The sequence below is a fragment of the Arthrobacter sp. TMS2-4 genome, assembly GCF_054511075.1.
Map to the genome: position 1 here is coordinate 540731 of NZ_JBTNDI010000001.1, position 15089 is coordinate 555819.

A 15089-nucleotide genomic window follows, 5' to 3' on the forward strand; every position below is an offset into this window, starting at 1 on the left:
AACGCACTGTTCGGTGCGGTCACCGCCGGCGGGAGGGGACCGGCAGCGGCCGGCGGGTTCGTGGTCAGGGCATCGGTCACCCTGAAAACGATAGCGGGGCGTCCGCCGAGAGAATACCCGGCCACCCGGCGCAGGCGAGCCGTCCTAGAATGGCGATCATGACAGTTGGCTTTGCAACCGGCACCGACACCCGGGAAGAGGTGGGGACGGCCGAGAAGACCGACCTCGACCAGCCCTGGGTCGTGGTGGTGTGGAACGACCCCGTGAACCTCATGAGTTATGTGAGCTTCGTCTTCCAGTCCTACTTCGGCTACAGCGAGGCCAGGGCGCGCACGCTCATGCTGGAGGTCCACGAGCAGGGCCGGTCCGCCGTCGTGTCCGGCAGCCGCGAGAAGGTGGAGCAGGACACCGTCGCCCTCCACTCGTACGGACTGTGGGCCACCTTCGAAAAAGCCGGAAGCGAGTAGTCGGACCCCATGGCGAAACCCTTCAAATCGACGCGCCGAGGCATCACCGGAGCGTTGGAGCCCGGTGAGGCGCGACTGCTGGGTGCCCTCCTCGAGGACGTCATCTCCATGCTCGAGCCCGAGACGGCGCCCAGCGAGGATCCGCTGGCTGCGCTGGTCGGCCTGTCAGGCGCCGACGCCGACGCCACGGCTCCCGATGATTCCGCCGTCCGGCGCCTCCTCCCCGACGCGGTGCGCGGCGACGACGACGAGGCCCTCGCGTTCCGCCGCCTGACGGAGCGCTCCCTGCGGGAGCAGAAGATCGGGGCGCTGCGCAGCAGCGCGCTGCTCATCGAGTCCAGCCCCATGACGCTCACCGGCGAACAGGCGCGCCTGCTCGCCCAGGCGCTCAACGACGTCCGGCTGGTGCTCGCGGACCGGCTCGCCATCGAGACGGAGGACGACGCCGAACGGCTCCACGAGATCGCGGATTCGAAGGACGTCGACGACGTCGACTCCTACCTCGCCCTGGTCTACAACTTCATCACCTGGCTCCAGGAATCGCTCGTGCAGGCGATGCTGAAAGCGATGAAGCTGGAGCGCTGAGCCACCTGCGCGCCGGGCCGACCGAGTGCGGTGCGACGGAGCGCTGTGACACAACCCACGGATCGGCGAATAGTTTTCACCGGCAGCACGTCATATTGTCGAGGATCATGAGCCCAGAGCCAGTGAACACGGACCGCCGCGAGGCGCCCATCGGGATCTTCGACTCCGGCGTCGGCGGGCTGACGGTCGCCCGGGCGGTCATCGACCAGTTGCCCCACGAGTCCGTCATCTATGTCGGCGACACCGCGAACGGCCCGTACGGCCCTCTCCCCATCGCCCGGGTCCGTGCGCACGCGCTCGGCGTCATGGACGAACTCGTGGACTCGGGCGTCAAGCTCCTCGTGATCGCCTGCAACTCGGCGTCGGCCGCGGTCCTCCGCGACGCGCGGGAGCGTTACACGGCGCGCTACGGCATCCCCGTGATCGAGGTCATCCAGCCCGCCGTGCGCCGCGCCGTCGCCGCCACCCGGTCGGGCAGGATCGGCGTCATCGGGACGACGGCGACCGTCGGCTCGCGCGCCTACGACGACACCTTCGCAGCCGCCCCGCACCTGGAGATCACCTCGATGGCCTGCCCGGCGTTCGTCGAGTTCGTCGAGGCCGGTGTCACCGGTGGTGAAGCCCTCCTGCGGACGGCGGAGGAGTACCTCGAGCCGCTCAAGGGCGCAGGGGTCGACACCCTCGTCCTCGGCTGCACCCACTACCCGCTGCTCACCGGCGTCATCTCCTATGTCATGGGAGACTCCGTCACCCTGGTCTCGAGCGCGGAGGAGACGGCGAAGGACGTGTACCGCGCCCTCGTCTCGCACGGCCTCGAGCGCGACACCGCAGCACCGGGCGTGCACCGCTTCGTCGCGACCGGTGACGCCGCGGGCTTCGAGGTCCTCGCCCGCCGCTTCCTCGGCCCCGAGGTGCTCAGCGTGCAGCACGTGGACCACGTGGCCGCGCAGTACCCGACGGGCAGCCTCGCGCGCATCACGCCCGAGATGATCGCGGCCGCCGGATTCCCGCCGGCATGAAGCTCACCATCGTCGGGTGCAGCGGCTCCTTCCCCGGCCCCCAGTCACCTGCGTCGTGCTACCTGCTCAGCGCGCAATGGCAGGGCCGCACGTGGCGGATCCTCCTCGATCTCGGCAACGGGTCCCTCGGTGCCCTGCAGCGGCACATGGACCTCCGCGAGATCGACGCCGTCTTCCTCTCCCACCTGCACCCCGACCACTGCATGGACCTGTGCGGCCTGCATGTCGCCGTCCACTGGGATCCCTCCGGCTGGGGGCTCCCGCGCATCCCCGTGTGGGGGCCGGCAGCGACGGCGGACAGGATGGCCAGTGCCTACGGGCTCGAGCTCGACCCGGGCATGCACGAGGACTTCGACTTCCGGTCCTGGACAGACCGCGGTCCGGTGACGGTGGGTCCCTTCACGATCACCCCGTACCAGGTCCTCCACCCCATCGAGGAGGCGTACGCGCTGCGCGTCGAGGTGTCCGAGCCCGACGCCGACGGCGTGGACCGCACGCGCGTCATCACCTACTCCGGGGACACGGACGCGTGTGACGGCCTGGTGGACGCCGCCCGCGACGCGGACATCTTCCTGTGCGAGGCCGCGTTCCACGAGGGCCGCGACGACGGCATCGTCGGGGTGCACCTCACGGGCAAGCGGGCAGGCGACGTCGCCACCCGGGCGTCGGCCAAGCGCCTCCTCCTGACGCACCTGCCGGTCTGGAACGACGCCAACGTGGCCGTGAGCGAGGCCCGCGAGAGCTACGACGGCCATCTCGCCGTCGCCGTCGCCGGCGTCTCCTACACCGTCTGACGCCACGTTCCGTGCCGCTCCGGAATCCCCGGTTGACGTCCCGGCCGGTGATCTCCCAGGCGCCCCCGTCTAGACTGGAAGCCATGACCCCCGCGAATCCGACGTCTGCCCCTGCCCCCGTGGGCACCGCCCCCGCCCTCCGTGCCGACGGGCGGACGCCCGATCAGCTGCGCACCATCACCATCACGCGGGGCTGGTCGAAGCAGGCCGAGGGATCAGCCCTCATCGAGTTCGGGAACACCCGGGTCCTCTGCACGGCGTCGCTGACCAGTGGGGTGCCGCGGTGGCTCAAGGGGGAGGGCAAGGGCTGGGTGACCGCCGAGTACGCCATGCTTCCCCGTGCCACCAACACGCGGTCCGACCGCGAGTCGGTCAAGGGGAAGATCGGTGGCAGGACGCACGAGATCTCCCGCCTGATCGGCCGGTCGCTGCGCTCCGTCATCGACACGAAGGCGCTGGGCGAGAACACCATCGTCCTCGACTGCGACGTGCTGCAGGCCGACGGCGGCACGCGGACGGCCGCGATCACGGGAGCGTACGTCGCGCTCGCCGACGCGATCCGGTACGCCAAGGACAAGAAGCTCATCCCCGCCTCGGCCTCCCCGTTGACGGACACCGTGGCCGCCGTGAGCGTCGGCATCATCGACGGCGTCCCCATGCTCGACCTGCCCTACGTCGAGGACGTGCGTGCCGAGACGGACATGAACGTCGTCGTCACCGGGTCCGGCACCTTCGTCGAGGTCCAGGGGACCGCGGAGGGCGCCCCCTTCGACCGCGCCGAGCTCGACGCCCTGCTCGACCTCGCGCTGGTCGGCACGGCGCAGCTCACGCAGATCCAGCTCGACACCCTCCGGGACTCCCGGGATGCCTGAGCAGTCCCGTCCCCGGCTCGTCCTGGCCACGCGGAACGCCGGCAAGCTGCGTGAGCTGCGTGAGCTGCTGCGCGGGCAGGTTCCCGGGCTCGACGTCGACACGCAGGTCGTCGACGCCGCCTCCGTGGGTGCTCCGGACGTCGTCGAGAGCGGGGTCACCTTCGAGGAGAATGCGCTCCTGAAGGCGGAGCAGACAGCGCGGGCCACCGGCCTGATCGCCGTTGCCGACGACTCGGGGCTGGCCGTCGACGTCCTCGGTGGGGCTCCGGGGATCTTCTCCGCCCGGTGGGCGGGACGCCACGGCGACGATGCCGCGAATCTCGACCTCCTTCTGGCGCAGCTCGCCGACATCCCGCAGGCGCGGCGCGGCGCGGCCTTCGTATGCGCGGCGGCCCTCGCGCACCCCGACGGCGGGCCCGCCGCGTACACCGAGCGCGGCGAACTGCGTGGATCCCTCCTGTCCGCCCCTCGCGGCACCGGTGGGTTCGGCTACGACCCCGTCCTCGTCCCCGAGGGACTCGACCGGACGTGCGCCGAGCTCACGCCGGAGGAGAAGAACGCGATCAGCCATCGCGGCGTCGCGTTCAGGGCGCTCCTGCCGCATCTCGTCGAGGCACTGTCCTGACCCGGCGCTCTCCCGCACGAGGGCGCCCCACCCACTGATCATCAGCACCAGCCGGCACCGCACGTCCCGAGGGGGCGGACCACGAGAGGGACGAATACACCGTGAGCACCACCCAGACAGCCCAGACGATCCAGGTCGCCGCGGCGACCACGACGTCGGACGGCTCGACGCTCGGCGCGGTCACGGACTGGGCGGTGAACCTCATGGAGACCATCGGCGCGCCCGGTGCGGGTCTGGCCATCGCCCTCGAGAACCTCTTCCCGCCGCTGCCCAGCGAGGTGATCCTGCCCCTGGCGGGCTTCACCGCCAGTCGCGGCAACTTCTCCCTGTTCGAGGCGATCCTGTGGACCACCATCGGCTCCGTCGTCGGCGCCTACGCGCTGTACGCCCTCGGGGCCTGGCTGGGTCGGGACCGCATGCGCCGTCTCGTGTCCAGGGTGCCGCTCATCGACCTCGAGGACGTCGACAGGGTGGAGGGCTGGTTCGACCGGCACGGCTACAAAGCCGTCTTCTTCGGCAGGATGATCCCGCTGTTCCGGAGTCTCGTGTCGATCCCCGCGGGGATCGAGCGCATGCCGATCGGCAAGTTCCTCCTGCTCACCACGGCCGGGAGCCTCATCTGGAACTCGATCTTCGTCCTGGCGGGGTTCTACCTCGGGGAGAGCTGGCACATCGTCGAGGAGTATGCGGGGACGTTCCAGCGGATCGTCATCATCGCCGTCGTCCTGTTCTTCCTCTACTTCCTCGTCTCCAAGGTGCGTAAGTACCGAGCGAGGAAGCGGATCCAGTGACCGGGGAGCCCGTCGCGGGAGCCGCTACGGATTTGTGCTGCACGAGGGGCGTGTGATCGGCGTGCAGGGAATCGACGCCGTCCGGGACCTGCTCATTCCCCGAACGCGGGACTGACCGCCACGCCCTCCGCGAGCAGGCGCGAGAGGTCCGACGACGGGTCGAACAGCAGTGCATGGAAGCCCAGCGACCCCGCCGCGGCGACGTTTGCGGGCGAGTCGTCGACGAAGGTCACCTGCCACGGCGCGGCCCCGAGTTCGGCGAGGACGCGTTCGAAGATCGCCTGGGAGGGCTTGACGAGCCGCAGCGACGAACTGAAGAAGGTGCGCCGGACGAGCCTCGTCCACGGGGCGTCCGCGACCTGCGCGGCCATGGCCGCCGGCATGTTGGACAGCACCGCCAGGTGTTCGCCCCGCGCCTCGAGGTCTTCCAGGACGTCGAGTGTCTCGAGGTTCAGGTGCGACCACTGGTGCGCGTCCAGCGCGTCGAGCCAGGCGGCGCGTCCCGGCCCTGCCCGGCTGCCGCGCACGAGCGACCAGTACTCGTCGGAGGTCAGGGCCCCGGCATCGTAGGCGACGCGGTACCGCCAGTAGGCGGAACCCGGGTCCTGCAGGCGGTCGACGCCGGTCGCCTCCGCGAGCACGTCCCAGTCCCAGGGCGCCGGGGCCGTGGAGATCACGTTGCCGTAGTCGAAGAGGTACCACCGTCGCGGGCTGTCTGTGCGTGCCATGGTCCAGCATAGGAACACCGCAGGCCGCACGACTGCGGTCCCACGGTGAACTTCAGGTGAACGGTCCGTCAGGGGGCGGCGGTAAGGTGGAGGCGTGGGAATCGCGTTCACGGCCATCGACTTCGAAACGGCGAATGGCTTCCGCGGCTCCCCGTGCGCGGTCGGCCTGACCAAGATCAGGGACGGCCGGGTCGTCGAGGAGGCGTCCTGGCTGATGCGGCCGCCCGTCGGCCATGACCACTTCGACTCCCGGAACATCGCGATCCATGGCATCACCCCGGCGATGGTCGAGGACGCCCCGCGCTTCGGGGAGTTGTTCCCCGAGATCGGCGGCTTCATCGGCTCCGACGTCCTGGTCGCGCACAATGCGGCGTTCGATCTCGGCGTGATCCGGTCGGCGCTGGAGGTCTCCGCGCTGTCGGGGCCCGCCTGGGACTATGCCTGCACCGTCGTGCTCTCGCGCCGGAGCTACTCGCTGCCCTCCTACTCCCTGCCATTCGTCGCGGAGGCGGCCGGTGTGCCCCTGCTCAACCACCACGACGCCGTGGAGGACGCCCGGGCCTGCGCCGGCATCATGATCGACATCGCACGCCGGTACGGCGCGCGGACCGTCGAGGACGTGCTCGGCTGCCACGGCCTTCCTCTCTCGCGCGCCGAACCCTACGCACCCGGCGTCGACGAGCTGTCGAAGGCGACGCGCACGGCCCTCGAGCGCGGCACCTCGCCCAGGGGCTGGTCCGGCTGGCCGGAGGAGGGGGAGAACCCCCACGCGAACGCCCAGGCCGATCCACGCCACCCGCTGTACGGGCAGACCGTGGTCTTCACAGGCAACCTCGGCATCCCGCGCCCCCAGGCGAAGGAGCGTGCCGCGCGTCTCGGGGCGCAGCCGGCGAGCGCCGTCACCCGGCGCACCACGGTCCTCGTGGTCGGCGACGGCTTCGTGGCCTCCGACCTCCGCAACGGTCGCGTCACCGGCAAGGCACGGCGCGTGCTCGAACTGCACGAGCGCGGTCAGGAGATCGAGGTGCTGTCCGAAGCGGAGTTCCTGCAGATGACCGGGGGACACTGGCCGGCCGATAGCCAGTGACCGCGGCTGATCGATCTCCCGGCCTGCCGGCGGTCAGAAGCGCAGGTCGACGCCGGTCAGCCGGGTCGAGAGGTCGATCAGCCGGGATGCCGCGTTGCGCTCCCGCGCATGCCGCTGCGCCGACACGAGGACGGGCCGTCCCGTGAGCTGCAACCAGCCGTCCGGACCGACGTAGGCGCCGTTCGGGATCCCGCGGTCGATCGTGGCGCGTACGAGCGGCCAGGCGCCGTCGTCCTTCCCCTGCGCCACCCGCCCCATGATGCGCCGCTTCCACTGGGGCGCGGGCCGGTGGGCGGCGACTCCGCGGCGTTCGGGGGTGAGCATGCCGAGGGCCAGGCCGGGGTGGGCGACGACGCTGGTGGCCGGGCTGCCGGTGGAGTCGAGACGTCGTGCGAGCTCGAACCCGAAGGCCGTGACGGCGAGCTTCGACGTCGCGTAGGCGCGGGCACCGCTGTACAGCGACGGCTGCAGGAACGACGGCGTGAGGCGCGCCCCGCGGTGGCTGACACTGCCGAGGTGCACGATCCTCGTGCCCGCGGCGGACAGCGACGGCAGGAGCCGGGCGATCAGTGCATAGTGCCCCAGGTGGTTGGTCCCGAACTGCAGTTCGAAGCCGTCCGCCGTCGTCCGCCGCTTCCAGGACCCCACGACCCCCGCGTTCGCGAGCAGGCCGCTCAGCGGCGCTCCGGCGGCGATCGTCGCGGCCGCCGCACGGACCGATGCGAGATCCGCCAGGTCGAGCGGCTGGAAGGACACCTCGGCGTCGGGGTGCCGGCCGCGGATGGCGTCCATGGCCCGGGCGGCCTTGTCGGCGCTCCGCGACGCCATCACCACGTGGGCGCCCGCCGCGGCCAGCTGCTCGCACGCGAAGTAGCCGAGACCGGCGTTGCCGCCCGTGACGAGGATGCGCTCGCCGGCGAGCGGAGGAAGATCGTCGGGGGTCCACATGGGACCAAGCCTAGATCGCTCCGCCGTCCCCCGTTCGCAGGAATCGCCTGCGCTGCCCGGTACACGGCGTCCGGGTCAGCGGCCCGTGGTCGCCCTCAGGAGGGTCCGGGCCATGGACCGGACGACGTCGGCGGCCCCCGGAGCGTCCAGATAGGCAGCGGGCAGCGCGGCCGTGCCGTGCAGCGCCCCGATGATGCCGCCCGCGAGCGAGGCGGCGACGACGGTGGACGCGTCGGACCGACCGGTGGCCGAAGCGGACGCCAGCGCAAGGGCGAACTGCTCGCGGGGGGATGCCGAGGCCGCACCCACGCGGGCGGCGTGGAGCGCTACCTCCAGGGTCGCGGTGGCCGTGGTCGCCGCTCCCGTCCGCTCGGCGGGCGTACGGTGCGCCGGGGCGCTGTCCGCGACGCCCTTAAGGGCGGCGGCCTCGTCGAGGGGAAGGCCGTCGATGGCGAGCGAGCGGACGATCCCGCTGTACCGGGCCGCGGTGGCCCGGGCGGCGGCCGATCCGTGGGTGAGCGCCGCGGCTTCGACGGTCAGCCGTTCGACCAGGCTGGCCGGGATCCGGGGGACCAGGCCGAAGGGCGCGGACCGCATGAGCGCGCCGGCTCCCTCCGCGTCCGGGTTCAGGGGCCGTGCGCGCGTCCCCATCTCACCGGTGAGGAGGGCACGCACGGTGTCGGCGTCGGGTGCCCGCACCGGGAGGAGGCCCTCCTGCCGGTCGAGCCAGCGGGGAGGCGGTGCGGGCGCCCGGGCGGGAAGATGCTCCCCCTGGCGGGTGAGCCATCGCAGATAGGCGAGCCACAGGCAGGCCGTCTCGTCGGCGGCCACGCCGTCGTTCGCCCACTCCAGCGCATCCGTCAGGCCGTCGACGGTGTACAGGGTCAGCTGGGTGGCGTCCGAGACGGCCAGGTCCGAGGGATCGTCGAGGGCGTGCAGCGGATCGTCCCCCGCGACGGCCAGGAGCCCGTACACGTCTCCCGCCATGGTGCCGAGGAGGCATCCGAGGACGCGGTCCTCGTAGGCGGGCGGTGCGTCCTGCGGTGTGTCCCCGAAGGACGGCGCACCGCTCGTGCCGGAATCGGTGTCGCTGCCGCTGCCGGTGGTGTTGTTCGTCATCACCGGTCCAGTCTAGGAGGCGGGGCCCACGCTGCGTACGGGCCGACTCCGGTCCCGATGACCGCCCCGCCGGTCGCTGATCCATGGAATGTCGGCGTCCGGCGGTAGCGTGAAAATCATGAAGATCCTCCATACCTCGGACTGGCACCTCGGGCGCTCCTTCCACGGCACCGGGACGCTCGACGCCCAGCGGATCTTCATGGACAACCTGGAGAAGACGGTCCGCGAGGAGGGCGTCGACGTCGTGCTGGTCGCCGGGGACGTCTACGACCGCGCCCTGCCCGCGGTGGACGTCGTCGCCCTGTTCGACGAGGCGCTGGACCGGCTGACGGTGGCCGGCGCCCAGGTGGTCGTCAGCAGCGGCAACCACGACTCCGCGACCAGGCTCGGGTTCGGTGGACGCATCCTCGCCCGCGGCGGTGTGCACCTGCGCACACGCGTCGAGGACATCGCCGTTCCGGTCGTCGTCCCCCTCGACGGCGGCGCGGAGCTCGCGATCTACGGTGTGCCCTACCTCGAGCCGCGGGTCGTCGCCGAGAGCCTGCAGGCGGAGGCCCCGACGCACACCGCGGTGACCGCTGCGGCGCTCGACCGCATCCGGGAGGACCTGACCCGGCGCTCATCCGTGCGGCGCACCGTCTCGATCGTGCTGGCCCACACCTTCGCCGCGGGCGGGGCCGGCTCGGACAGCGAACGCGATCTCGCCATCGGCGGCCTCGGAGCCGTGCCGCTCTCCCTCTTCGACGGCTTCGACTACAGCGCGCTGGGGCACCTCCACGGCCGGCAGAGACTTTCGGAGAGCGTGCGCTACTCGGGGTCCCCCCTCGCCTATTCCTTCTCGGAGGCCCACCAGGCCAAGGGCGCCTGGCTCCTCGACGTGACCCCGGACGGGGTCGACGGCATCCGGGCCGTGGAGTGGCCGGCACCCCGCGACCTCGCGGTGCTCAGCGGGCGGCTCGAGGACCTCCTGGGGCAGGAGGACCTCGCCTGGGCCGAGGGGGCCTACTGCCAGATCACGCTCACCGACCCCGAGCGGCCGGCACGGGCCATGGAGCGCCTGCGGGCACGCTTCCCGGACACCCTCGTCCTCGCCTTCGCGCCGGAGGGGGGCGGGCAGGCCGACACCCGCACCTACAGCCAGCGCCTCGCCGAGGCCCGGGACGACGCCGAGATCTGCAGCGGATTCCTCGAGCACGTGCGCGGCAGGAAGGCCTCCACCGAGGAGCTGGCACTCGTCCGGTCGACCGTCGACGCCGCGCTGAGCCTCGCCCACGAACGGTAGGGAACGCATGAGACTGCACCGCCTCGAGATCCAGGCGTTCGGGCCGTTCGCGGACCGGCAGAGCGTCGACTTCGACGCCCTCTCGGCGCAGGGCCTCTTCCTCCTCAACGGACCCACGGGGGCCGGCAAGTCGAGCGTGCTCGACGCGGTGTGCTTCGCCCTGTACGGCTCCGTACCGGGGGCGCGCCAGGCGGCGAAGAGGCTCCGCAGCGATCACGCGGCCGAGTCCCTCCCCCCGGAGGTCTCCCTCGAGTTCTCCGTCGCGGACCGTCGCTTCAGGGTGGTTCGGTCACCGGCCTGGGACCGGCCGGCACGACGCGGGGGAGGCACGACCACCGAACAGGCGCACACCCTCCTCAGCGAGCGGATCGGCAGCGACTGGGTCCAGAAGTCCGCGCGGAACGACGAAGCCGGACTCGAGCTGCAGGCACTGCTCGGGATGGACAAGGAGCAGTTCACGAAGGTGGTGATGCTGCCGCAGGGCGAGTTCGCCGCCTTCCTGCGGGCAGATGCCAAACCGCGCCGTGAACTGCTGCAGCGCCTCTTCTCGACCGCCCGCTTCGAGGAGCTCGAAAAGCTGTTCACCGAGGAGCACCACCGGACCGCCCGCCGGCTGGAGGACCAGGAGGGCCGGCAGCGGCACCTGTTCCTCCGCGCCGTCGACGAGGCCGAACGCCACGCTCTCGCACCCGCGGACGTCGACGCGGATCCGGACGCTCCGGATGCCTGGGCGGCCACCCTGCAGGCGCTGTCCGCGGCGCTCTCCGACCGTCGCGCCGCGGCCGGCCTGGAATCGGCGGACCTCGCCGAGCAGAGCGCGCTCGCCGACGGTGCACTCGCCGCGCTCAGGCAGCGACGGCGCCGTTTCGACGTGCTGGCGCAGCTCCGGGCGCAGCGCGAGGAGCACCGGGGAAGGGCGGAGGAAATCGCCGGACTGGTGGAACGCCTCCGATTCCACGACCAGGCCCGCGGGCTCGCCGCCCATCTCCGTCTCGACGACGAAGCGGCGTCGCTGGTCCGACGCGCGGATCGCGCGCACACGGAGGCCCTCGGTCGTCTCCGACGCAACGCCACGGCCGGGGAGTACCTCGACGACGGGGCGGGGGAGGACGGGGGCGCCGGCGTGCCCCGCGACACCCTCACGTCCGCGTGCGCGGAATCCTCCTCCGTGGTGGCCGTCCTGCGGGCCGCCCTGCCGGACGAGCAGCGGCTGCTCGACGTCCGCGCTGGCCTCGATGCTCTCGACGCGACGATCCGTCAACTCGATCAGGGGCTGGACGACGCCCGCGAGGGCATCGCACGGCTGCAGCGCCGGCGCGCCGATGACGCCGACAGGCTCGGGCCCCTGCGGGACGCCGCGGACGGACTCGCCCATCTGCGCGCGGATCTCGCCGCTGCGGTCGCCGCCGAGGAGACCGTGCAGCAGTACGGTGCAGCGCGGGAGCGCCAGGCGGCAGCGGAGGCTCGCTACGCGCTCGCTTCGGAGCGGTTCCTGGCGCTCAAGGAGGAGTGGCTGGCGAAGCTGCAGCTCCGGCTGGAGCAGGCGGCGCAGGAGCTCGCCGAACAGCTGCAGGACGGGCATGCCTGCCCCGTGTGCGGGAGCACGGAGCACCCGGCACCGGTTCCGTCGCCGGAGGGTGAGCGCATCAGTCTCGACGAGGAGCAGACGGCTCGTCGTCTGCAGGCCGAGGCGGAAGCGACGCAGCAGACGGCACGCGAGGAGCGGGACCACGGGCGGCTGGAGGTCGCGCAACTCGCGGCCCGCGGTGGCGAAGCCGGCCGCGAGGACGCCGCCGCGGCGACACGGGCCGCGCGTTCGGCCCTGCAGCGAGCCGAGACCGCCGACGCCGAGCGCGCTGCCCTCGAGGAGAGGATGCGCCGGGCCGTCGAGGACGAGGACAGGACCCGTGCGCAGCTGGAGGCGCTGCGAGAGGAGCGAGCGGAAGCCGGGAACCGGCGGTCGTCCCTCACGGACCAGGACGCCGAACTGCGCCGACGGCTCGCCGGGCTGCAGGCGGACGCGCCGTCGCTGGCGGCGCGGATCGACGCCGTCCAGCATGCCTCCGACGACCTGCAAGGCGTGCGGGAGGCCCTCGACGCGCTGGAGCGGGCCACGACCACACAGCAGGAGAACACGCGGCGGCTCCAGGACGCGCTCCGTGGAACACCGTTCGGTACGGCGGGGGAGGCGCGCGCCGCCCTCCTGCCGGAGGACCGCTCCGCAACCCTCGCAGGCGCGGTGCAGGAGTACGAGCTGCGCGGGCACCGACTCGACGCCGCGTGGGACGATGCCGACATCCGGGACACGCTCCGCGAGGAGCAGGAGGGGGTCCTGGCGCCGACCGACGACGACGAGCGCCTCGCCGCCGCCTCGGCCGACGACCTCAGGGCGAGGGCGCACCGCGCGGGCATCGACGCCGAGGTGCTCGGGCACTCGGTCGCACAGCTGGAATCGTATGCGCGGCAGCTCACCGACCTCGAGAAGGACATCGCCCCGCTGCGCGAGGAGGCCCAGCTGGCGGCGGCCGTGGCCGAGACCGCGCGCGGCGGCGGGGAGAACCTGTACAAGATGCCCCTCGCCACGTACGTGCTCGCCTCGCGGCTCGAGCAGGTCGCGGCGGCAGCCACCGAGCGGTTGCTGCAGATGTCCGACGGCCGGTACCAGCTGGTGCACAGCGACGCCACGGCGGGCAACCGGCGGTCCGGTCTCGGCCTGAACGTGATCGACGGCTGGACCGGGAACCGGCGCGACACCTCGACGCTCTCGGGAGGGGAGTCCTTCATGGCTTCCCTCGCGCTCGCGCTCGGCCTGGCGGACGTGGTGCAGCAGGAAGCTGGGGGGCTCGACATCGAGACCCTGTTCGTCGACGAGGGGTTCGGGTCCCTCGACGACCAGGCGCTCGAGCAGGTCATGGACGCGCTCGAGGGACTGCGGAGCGGCGGACGCGTGGTGGGCCTGGTCAGCCACGTGCCCGAGCTGAAGCAGCGGGTGAGCGCGCAGTTGCAGGTGGTGAAGGGCAGGCAGGGCTCCACTCTGCGCTATGTGGAGCAGCCCGCCAGCGTGTAAACTCTGAGCCGTTACCGGGTCGGGCGCATCGGGAGGAGGGACGATGCGCGTTCGACGTACCCGGAAAGCGCATGTACAAGACTCCTTCACCGGCCTCACCGGATCCCACCCCGCGCCACGGCGCCGCCTCGACCCCGACGCTCCCAGCCCCTGGCCGGTCGCGTCTCGGCAGGTTCGGTGTCCTCCCGCATCTCGCGGGCACCTCGTTCCTCGTCCTCGGCCTCTTCGCGCGGTTGCCCCTCGCCATGCTCACCGTCGGGGCCCTGACGCTCGTCACGACGGAGAGCGGCTCGTACGCCGCCGGCGGCTTCGCCGCGGGTGCCGTCGGCCTCGGCTCGGCGCTCGGGGCGCCACTGCTCGGCTTCCTCGCGGACAAGCGGGGCCAGCGGATCGTCCTGCTCGTCTCGGCGCTGCTCAACACCGCAGCGATCGCGGGCCTCCTGCTCGTGACGCTCACCAGCGCGACGTTCAGCGGGACAGCCCTGGCACTCGTCCTCGCTGCGGCCTTCGCCGTCGGCTTCACCTGCCCCCAGATCGGCCCGCTCGCCAGGGTCCGCTGGATGGCCATGACCCGGCGCAGCCCTCGGTCGGCCCTCGATACCGCCCTCTCGTATGAGGGGACCGCGGATGAGTTGACCTTCGTGCTCGGGCCCGCCCTCGTCGGCCTGCTCGCGAGCCTCATCGCCCCGTGGCTCCCGCTCGCGCTGGCCGCGACCCTCACCATCACCCTCGTCAGTGCCTTCGCCGTGCACCGCACCGTCGCCTACAGCGATCGGGGGTCGTCCCACGCCCTCGTCGAAACGGAGGCAGACTCCGCGGCGGACGGGCGCCACCCGTCCACGGCCGGGGCCACCCGCTTCGCCCTCGTGCTATTGCCGGTGGCGGGCATGGTGGCGGTGGGCTCGTTCTTCGGATCCACCCAGACCTTCCTGACCGCCTTCACGGGCCAGTTCGGTGCCACCGAGTCATCGGGCCTGCTCTACGCGGTCATGGGCCTGACGTCGGCGGTCGCGGCGCTGTCCGTCGCCTACTGGCCGCAGCGCTTCCGCCACACCCACCGGTGGATGGCGTCGGCCGCCGCGATGGCCGTCGCTGCCGTGGCTCTGGCGCTGCCCGGCTCGATCGCCGCCATGCTCGTCGCGCTGCTGGTCCTCGGGCTCTTCGTCGGGCCCACGATGGTCACCATCTTCTCCATCGGCTCCGCCGTCGCCCCGAATCACCGCCTCGGCACGGTCATGACGCTGCTCGCCAGCGGCATCGTCGCCGGCACGGCCGTCGGGTCCGGACTGGCCGGACTGCTCGCCGAGACCGGCGGAGCGGCGGCGGCAGTCGTCGTCCCGGCAGCCGCAGCGGCCGTCCTGTTCGTGCTCGGTGCGGTGTCCCCCGTCGCGCTGCGGCACGTCCCCCGGGCCTGATGGATCCCGCCCCGATGATCAGCCGGCTGACAATCCCTTCGCCTGCCGCATAGGATCGTAGGACACCCAGATCCAGGAGGACGCATGAGTACCGAAGGCACCGAGCGCGACGACGACGCAGATTCCCAGGGCGCCGGCCCCGAGGGCACCATCCCGGCCAGTGATGACGGCGTGGCAGCCGGCTCCTCGGACGAGCCGAGCAACTTCGAGCCCGAGGAAGACGCGGGCGAGGGCCGCTAGCCCGCTGGACGACCGCACTGATTGCGCCCCCTGCCGGACAGACCGGCCGG

At 72.0% G+C, this 15089-nt stretch carries 15 protein-coding genes; 12 read left to right on the plus strand and 3 right to left on the minus strand.

Annotated features, from left to right (window positions below):
• Positions 1 to 158: 158 nt before the first annotated feature.
• From clpS to ACX80F_RS02520, 7 genes are all read left to right on the plus strand, one after another.
• Complete coding sequence (clpS, locus tag ACX80F_RS02490) at positions 159 to 467, plus strand: ATP-dependent Clp protease adapter ClpS (RefSeq protein WP_459334793.1); 309 nt, start codon at positions 159 to 161, stop codon at positions 465 to 467.
• Between the two features lie 9 nt (positions 468 to 476).
• Complete coding sequence (locus tag ACX80F_RS02495; RefSeq protein WP_459334794.1) at positions 477 to 1052, plus strand: DUF2017 domain-containing protein; 576 nt, start codon at positions 477 to 479, stop codon at positions 1050 to 1052.
• A 107-nt stretch (positions 1053 to 1159) separates the two neighbouring features.
• Positions 1160 to 2071: a glutamate racemase gene (gene murI / locus ACX80F_RS02500; protein WP_459334795.1), complete on the plus strand. Its 912-nt coding sequence runs from the start codon at positions 1160 to 1162 to the stop codon at positions 2069 to 2071.
• A complete protein-coding gene (locus ACX80F_RS02505; RefSeq protein ID WP_459334796.1) occupies positions 2068 to 2865 on the plus strand; it encodes an MBL fold metallo-hydrolase in 798 nt (265 codons plus the stop codon). Before murI ends, ACX80F_RS02505 begins: the two co-directional genes overlap by 4 nt.
• 83 nt (positions 2866 to 2948) lie before the next feature.
• Positions 2949 to 3737, plus strand: coding sequence for a ribonuclease PH (gene rph / locus ACX80F_RS02510; protein ID WP_459334797.1), 789 nt, complete (start codon positions 2949 to 2951; stop codon positions 3735 to 3737).
• Positions 3730 to 4362, plus strand: coding sequence for an RdgB/HAM1 family non-canonical purine NTP pyrophosphatase (gene rdgB / locus ACX80F_RS02515; RefSeq protein WP_459334798.1), 633 nt, complete (start codon positions 3730 to 3732; stop codon positions 4360 to 4362). Before rph ends, rdgB begins: the two co-directional genes overlap by 8 nt.
• A gap of 203 nt (positions 4363 to 4565) precedes the next feature.
• The gene (locus ACX80F_RS02520) at positions 4566 to 5153 is read left to right on the plus strand and encodes a DedA family protein (protein WP_459334947.1); all 588 of its coding nucleotides are present in this window, start codon (positions 4566 to 4568) and stop codon (positions 5151 to 5153) included.
• 92 nt (positions 5154 to 5245) lie between these two features.
• Here the strand turns inward: ACX80F_RS02520 and ACX80F_RS02525 are convergent, their stop codons facing one another.
• On the minus strand, positions 5246 to 5881 hold the full coding sequence (locus tag ACX80F_RS02525; protein WP_459334799.1) for an HAD family hydrolase: 636 nt from the start codon (positions 5879 to 5881) through the stop codon (positions 5246 to 5248).
• Between the two features lie 94 nt (positions 5882 to 5975).
• Between ACX80F_RS02525 and ACX80F_RS02530 the strand changes: the two genes are divergently transcribed.
• Positions 5976 to 6968 (plus strand): exonuclease domain-containing protein, encoded by a 993-nt coding sequence (locus tag ACX80F_RS02530; RefSeq protein ID WP_459334800.1) that lies wholly within the window; start codon positions 5976 to 5978, stop codon positions 6966 to 6968.
• A gap of 33 nt (positions 6969 to 7001) precedes the next feature.
• On the opposite strand, the gene ACX80F_RS02535 is transcribed toward ACX80F_RS02530, so the two are convergent.
• The gene (locus ACX80F_RS02535) at positions 7002 to 7916 is read right to left on the minus strand and encodes an SDR family NAD(P)-dependent oxidoreductase (protein WP_459334801.1); all 915 of its coding nucleotides are present in this window, start codon (positions 7914 to 7916) and stop codon (positions 7002 to 7004) included.
• Between the two features lie 75 nt (positions 7917 to 7991).
• A complete protein-coding gene (locus ACX80F_RS02540; RefSeq protein ID WP_459334948.1) occupies positions 7992 to 9035 on the minus strand; it encodes an ADP-ribosylglycohydrolase family protein in 1044 nt (347 codons plus the stop codon).
• A gap of 118 nt (positions 9036 to 9153) precedes the next feature.
• Between ACX80F_RS02540 and ACX80F_RS02545 the strand changes: the two genes are divergently transcribed.
• From ACX80F_RS02545 to ACX80F_RS02560, 4 genes are all read left to right on the plus strand, one after another.
• Positions 9154 to 10317 carry an exonuclease SbcCD subunit D gene (locus tag ACX80F_RS02545; RefSeq protein ID WP_459334802.1) on the plus strand — a complete coding sequence of 388 codons (1164 nt, stop codon included), beginning with the start codon at positions 9154 to 9156 and terminating at the stop codon, positions 10315 to 10317.
• Positions 10318 to 10324: 7 nt separating this feature from the next.
• Complete coding sequence (locus ACX80F_RS02550; protein ID WP_459334803.1) at positions 10325 to 13384, plus strand: AAA family ATPase; 3060 nt, start codon at positions 10325 to 10327, stop codon at positions 13382 to 13384.
• 71 nt (positions 13385 to 13455) lie between these two features.
• Positions 13456 to 14799, plus strand: a complete 1344-nt coding sequence (locus ACX80F_RS02555; protein ID WP_459334804.1) for an MFS transporter — start codon at positions 13456 to 13458, stop codon at positions 14797 to 14799.
• An 84-nt stretch (positions 14800 to 14883) separates the two neighbouring features.
• Complete coding sequence (locus ACX80F_RS02560) at positions 14884 to 15039, plus strand: hypothetical protein (protein ID WP_459334805.1); 156 nt, start codon at positions 14884 to 14886, stop codon at positions 15037 to 15039.
• The last annotated feature ends 50 nt before the right edge of the window (positions 15040 to 15089 follow it).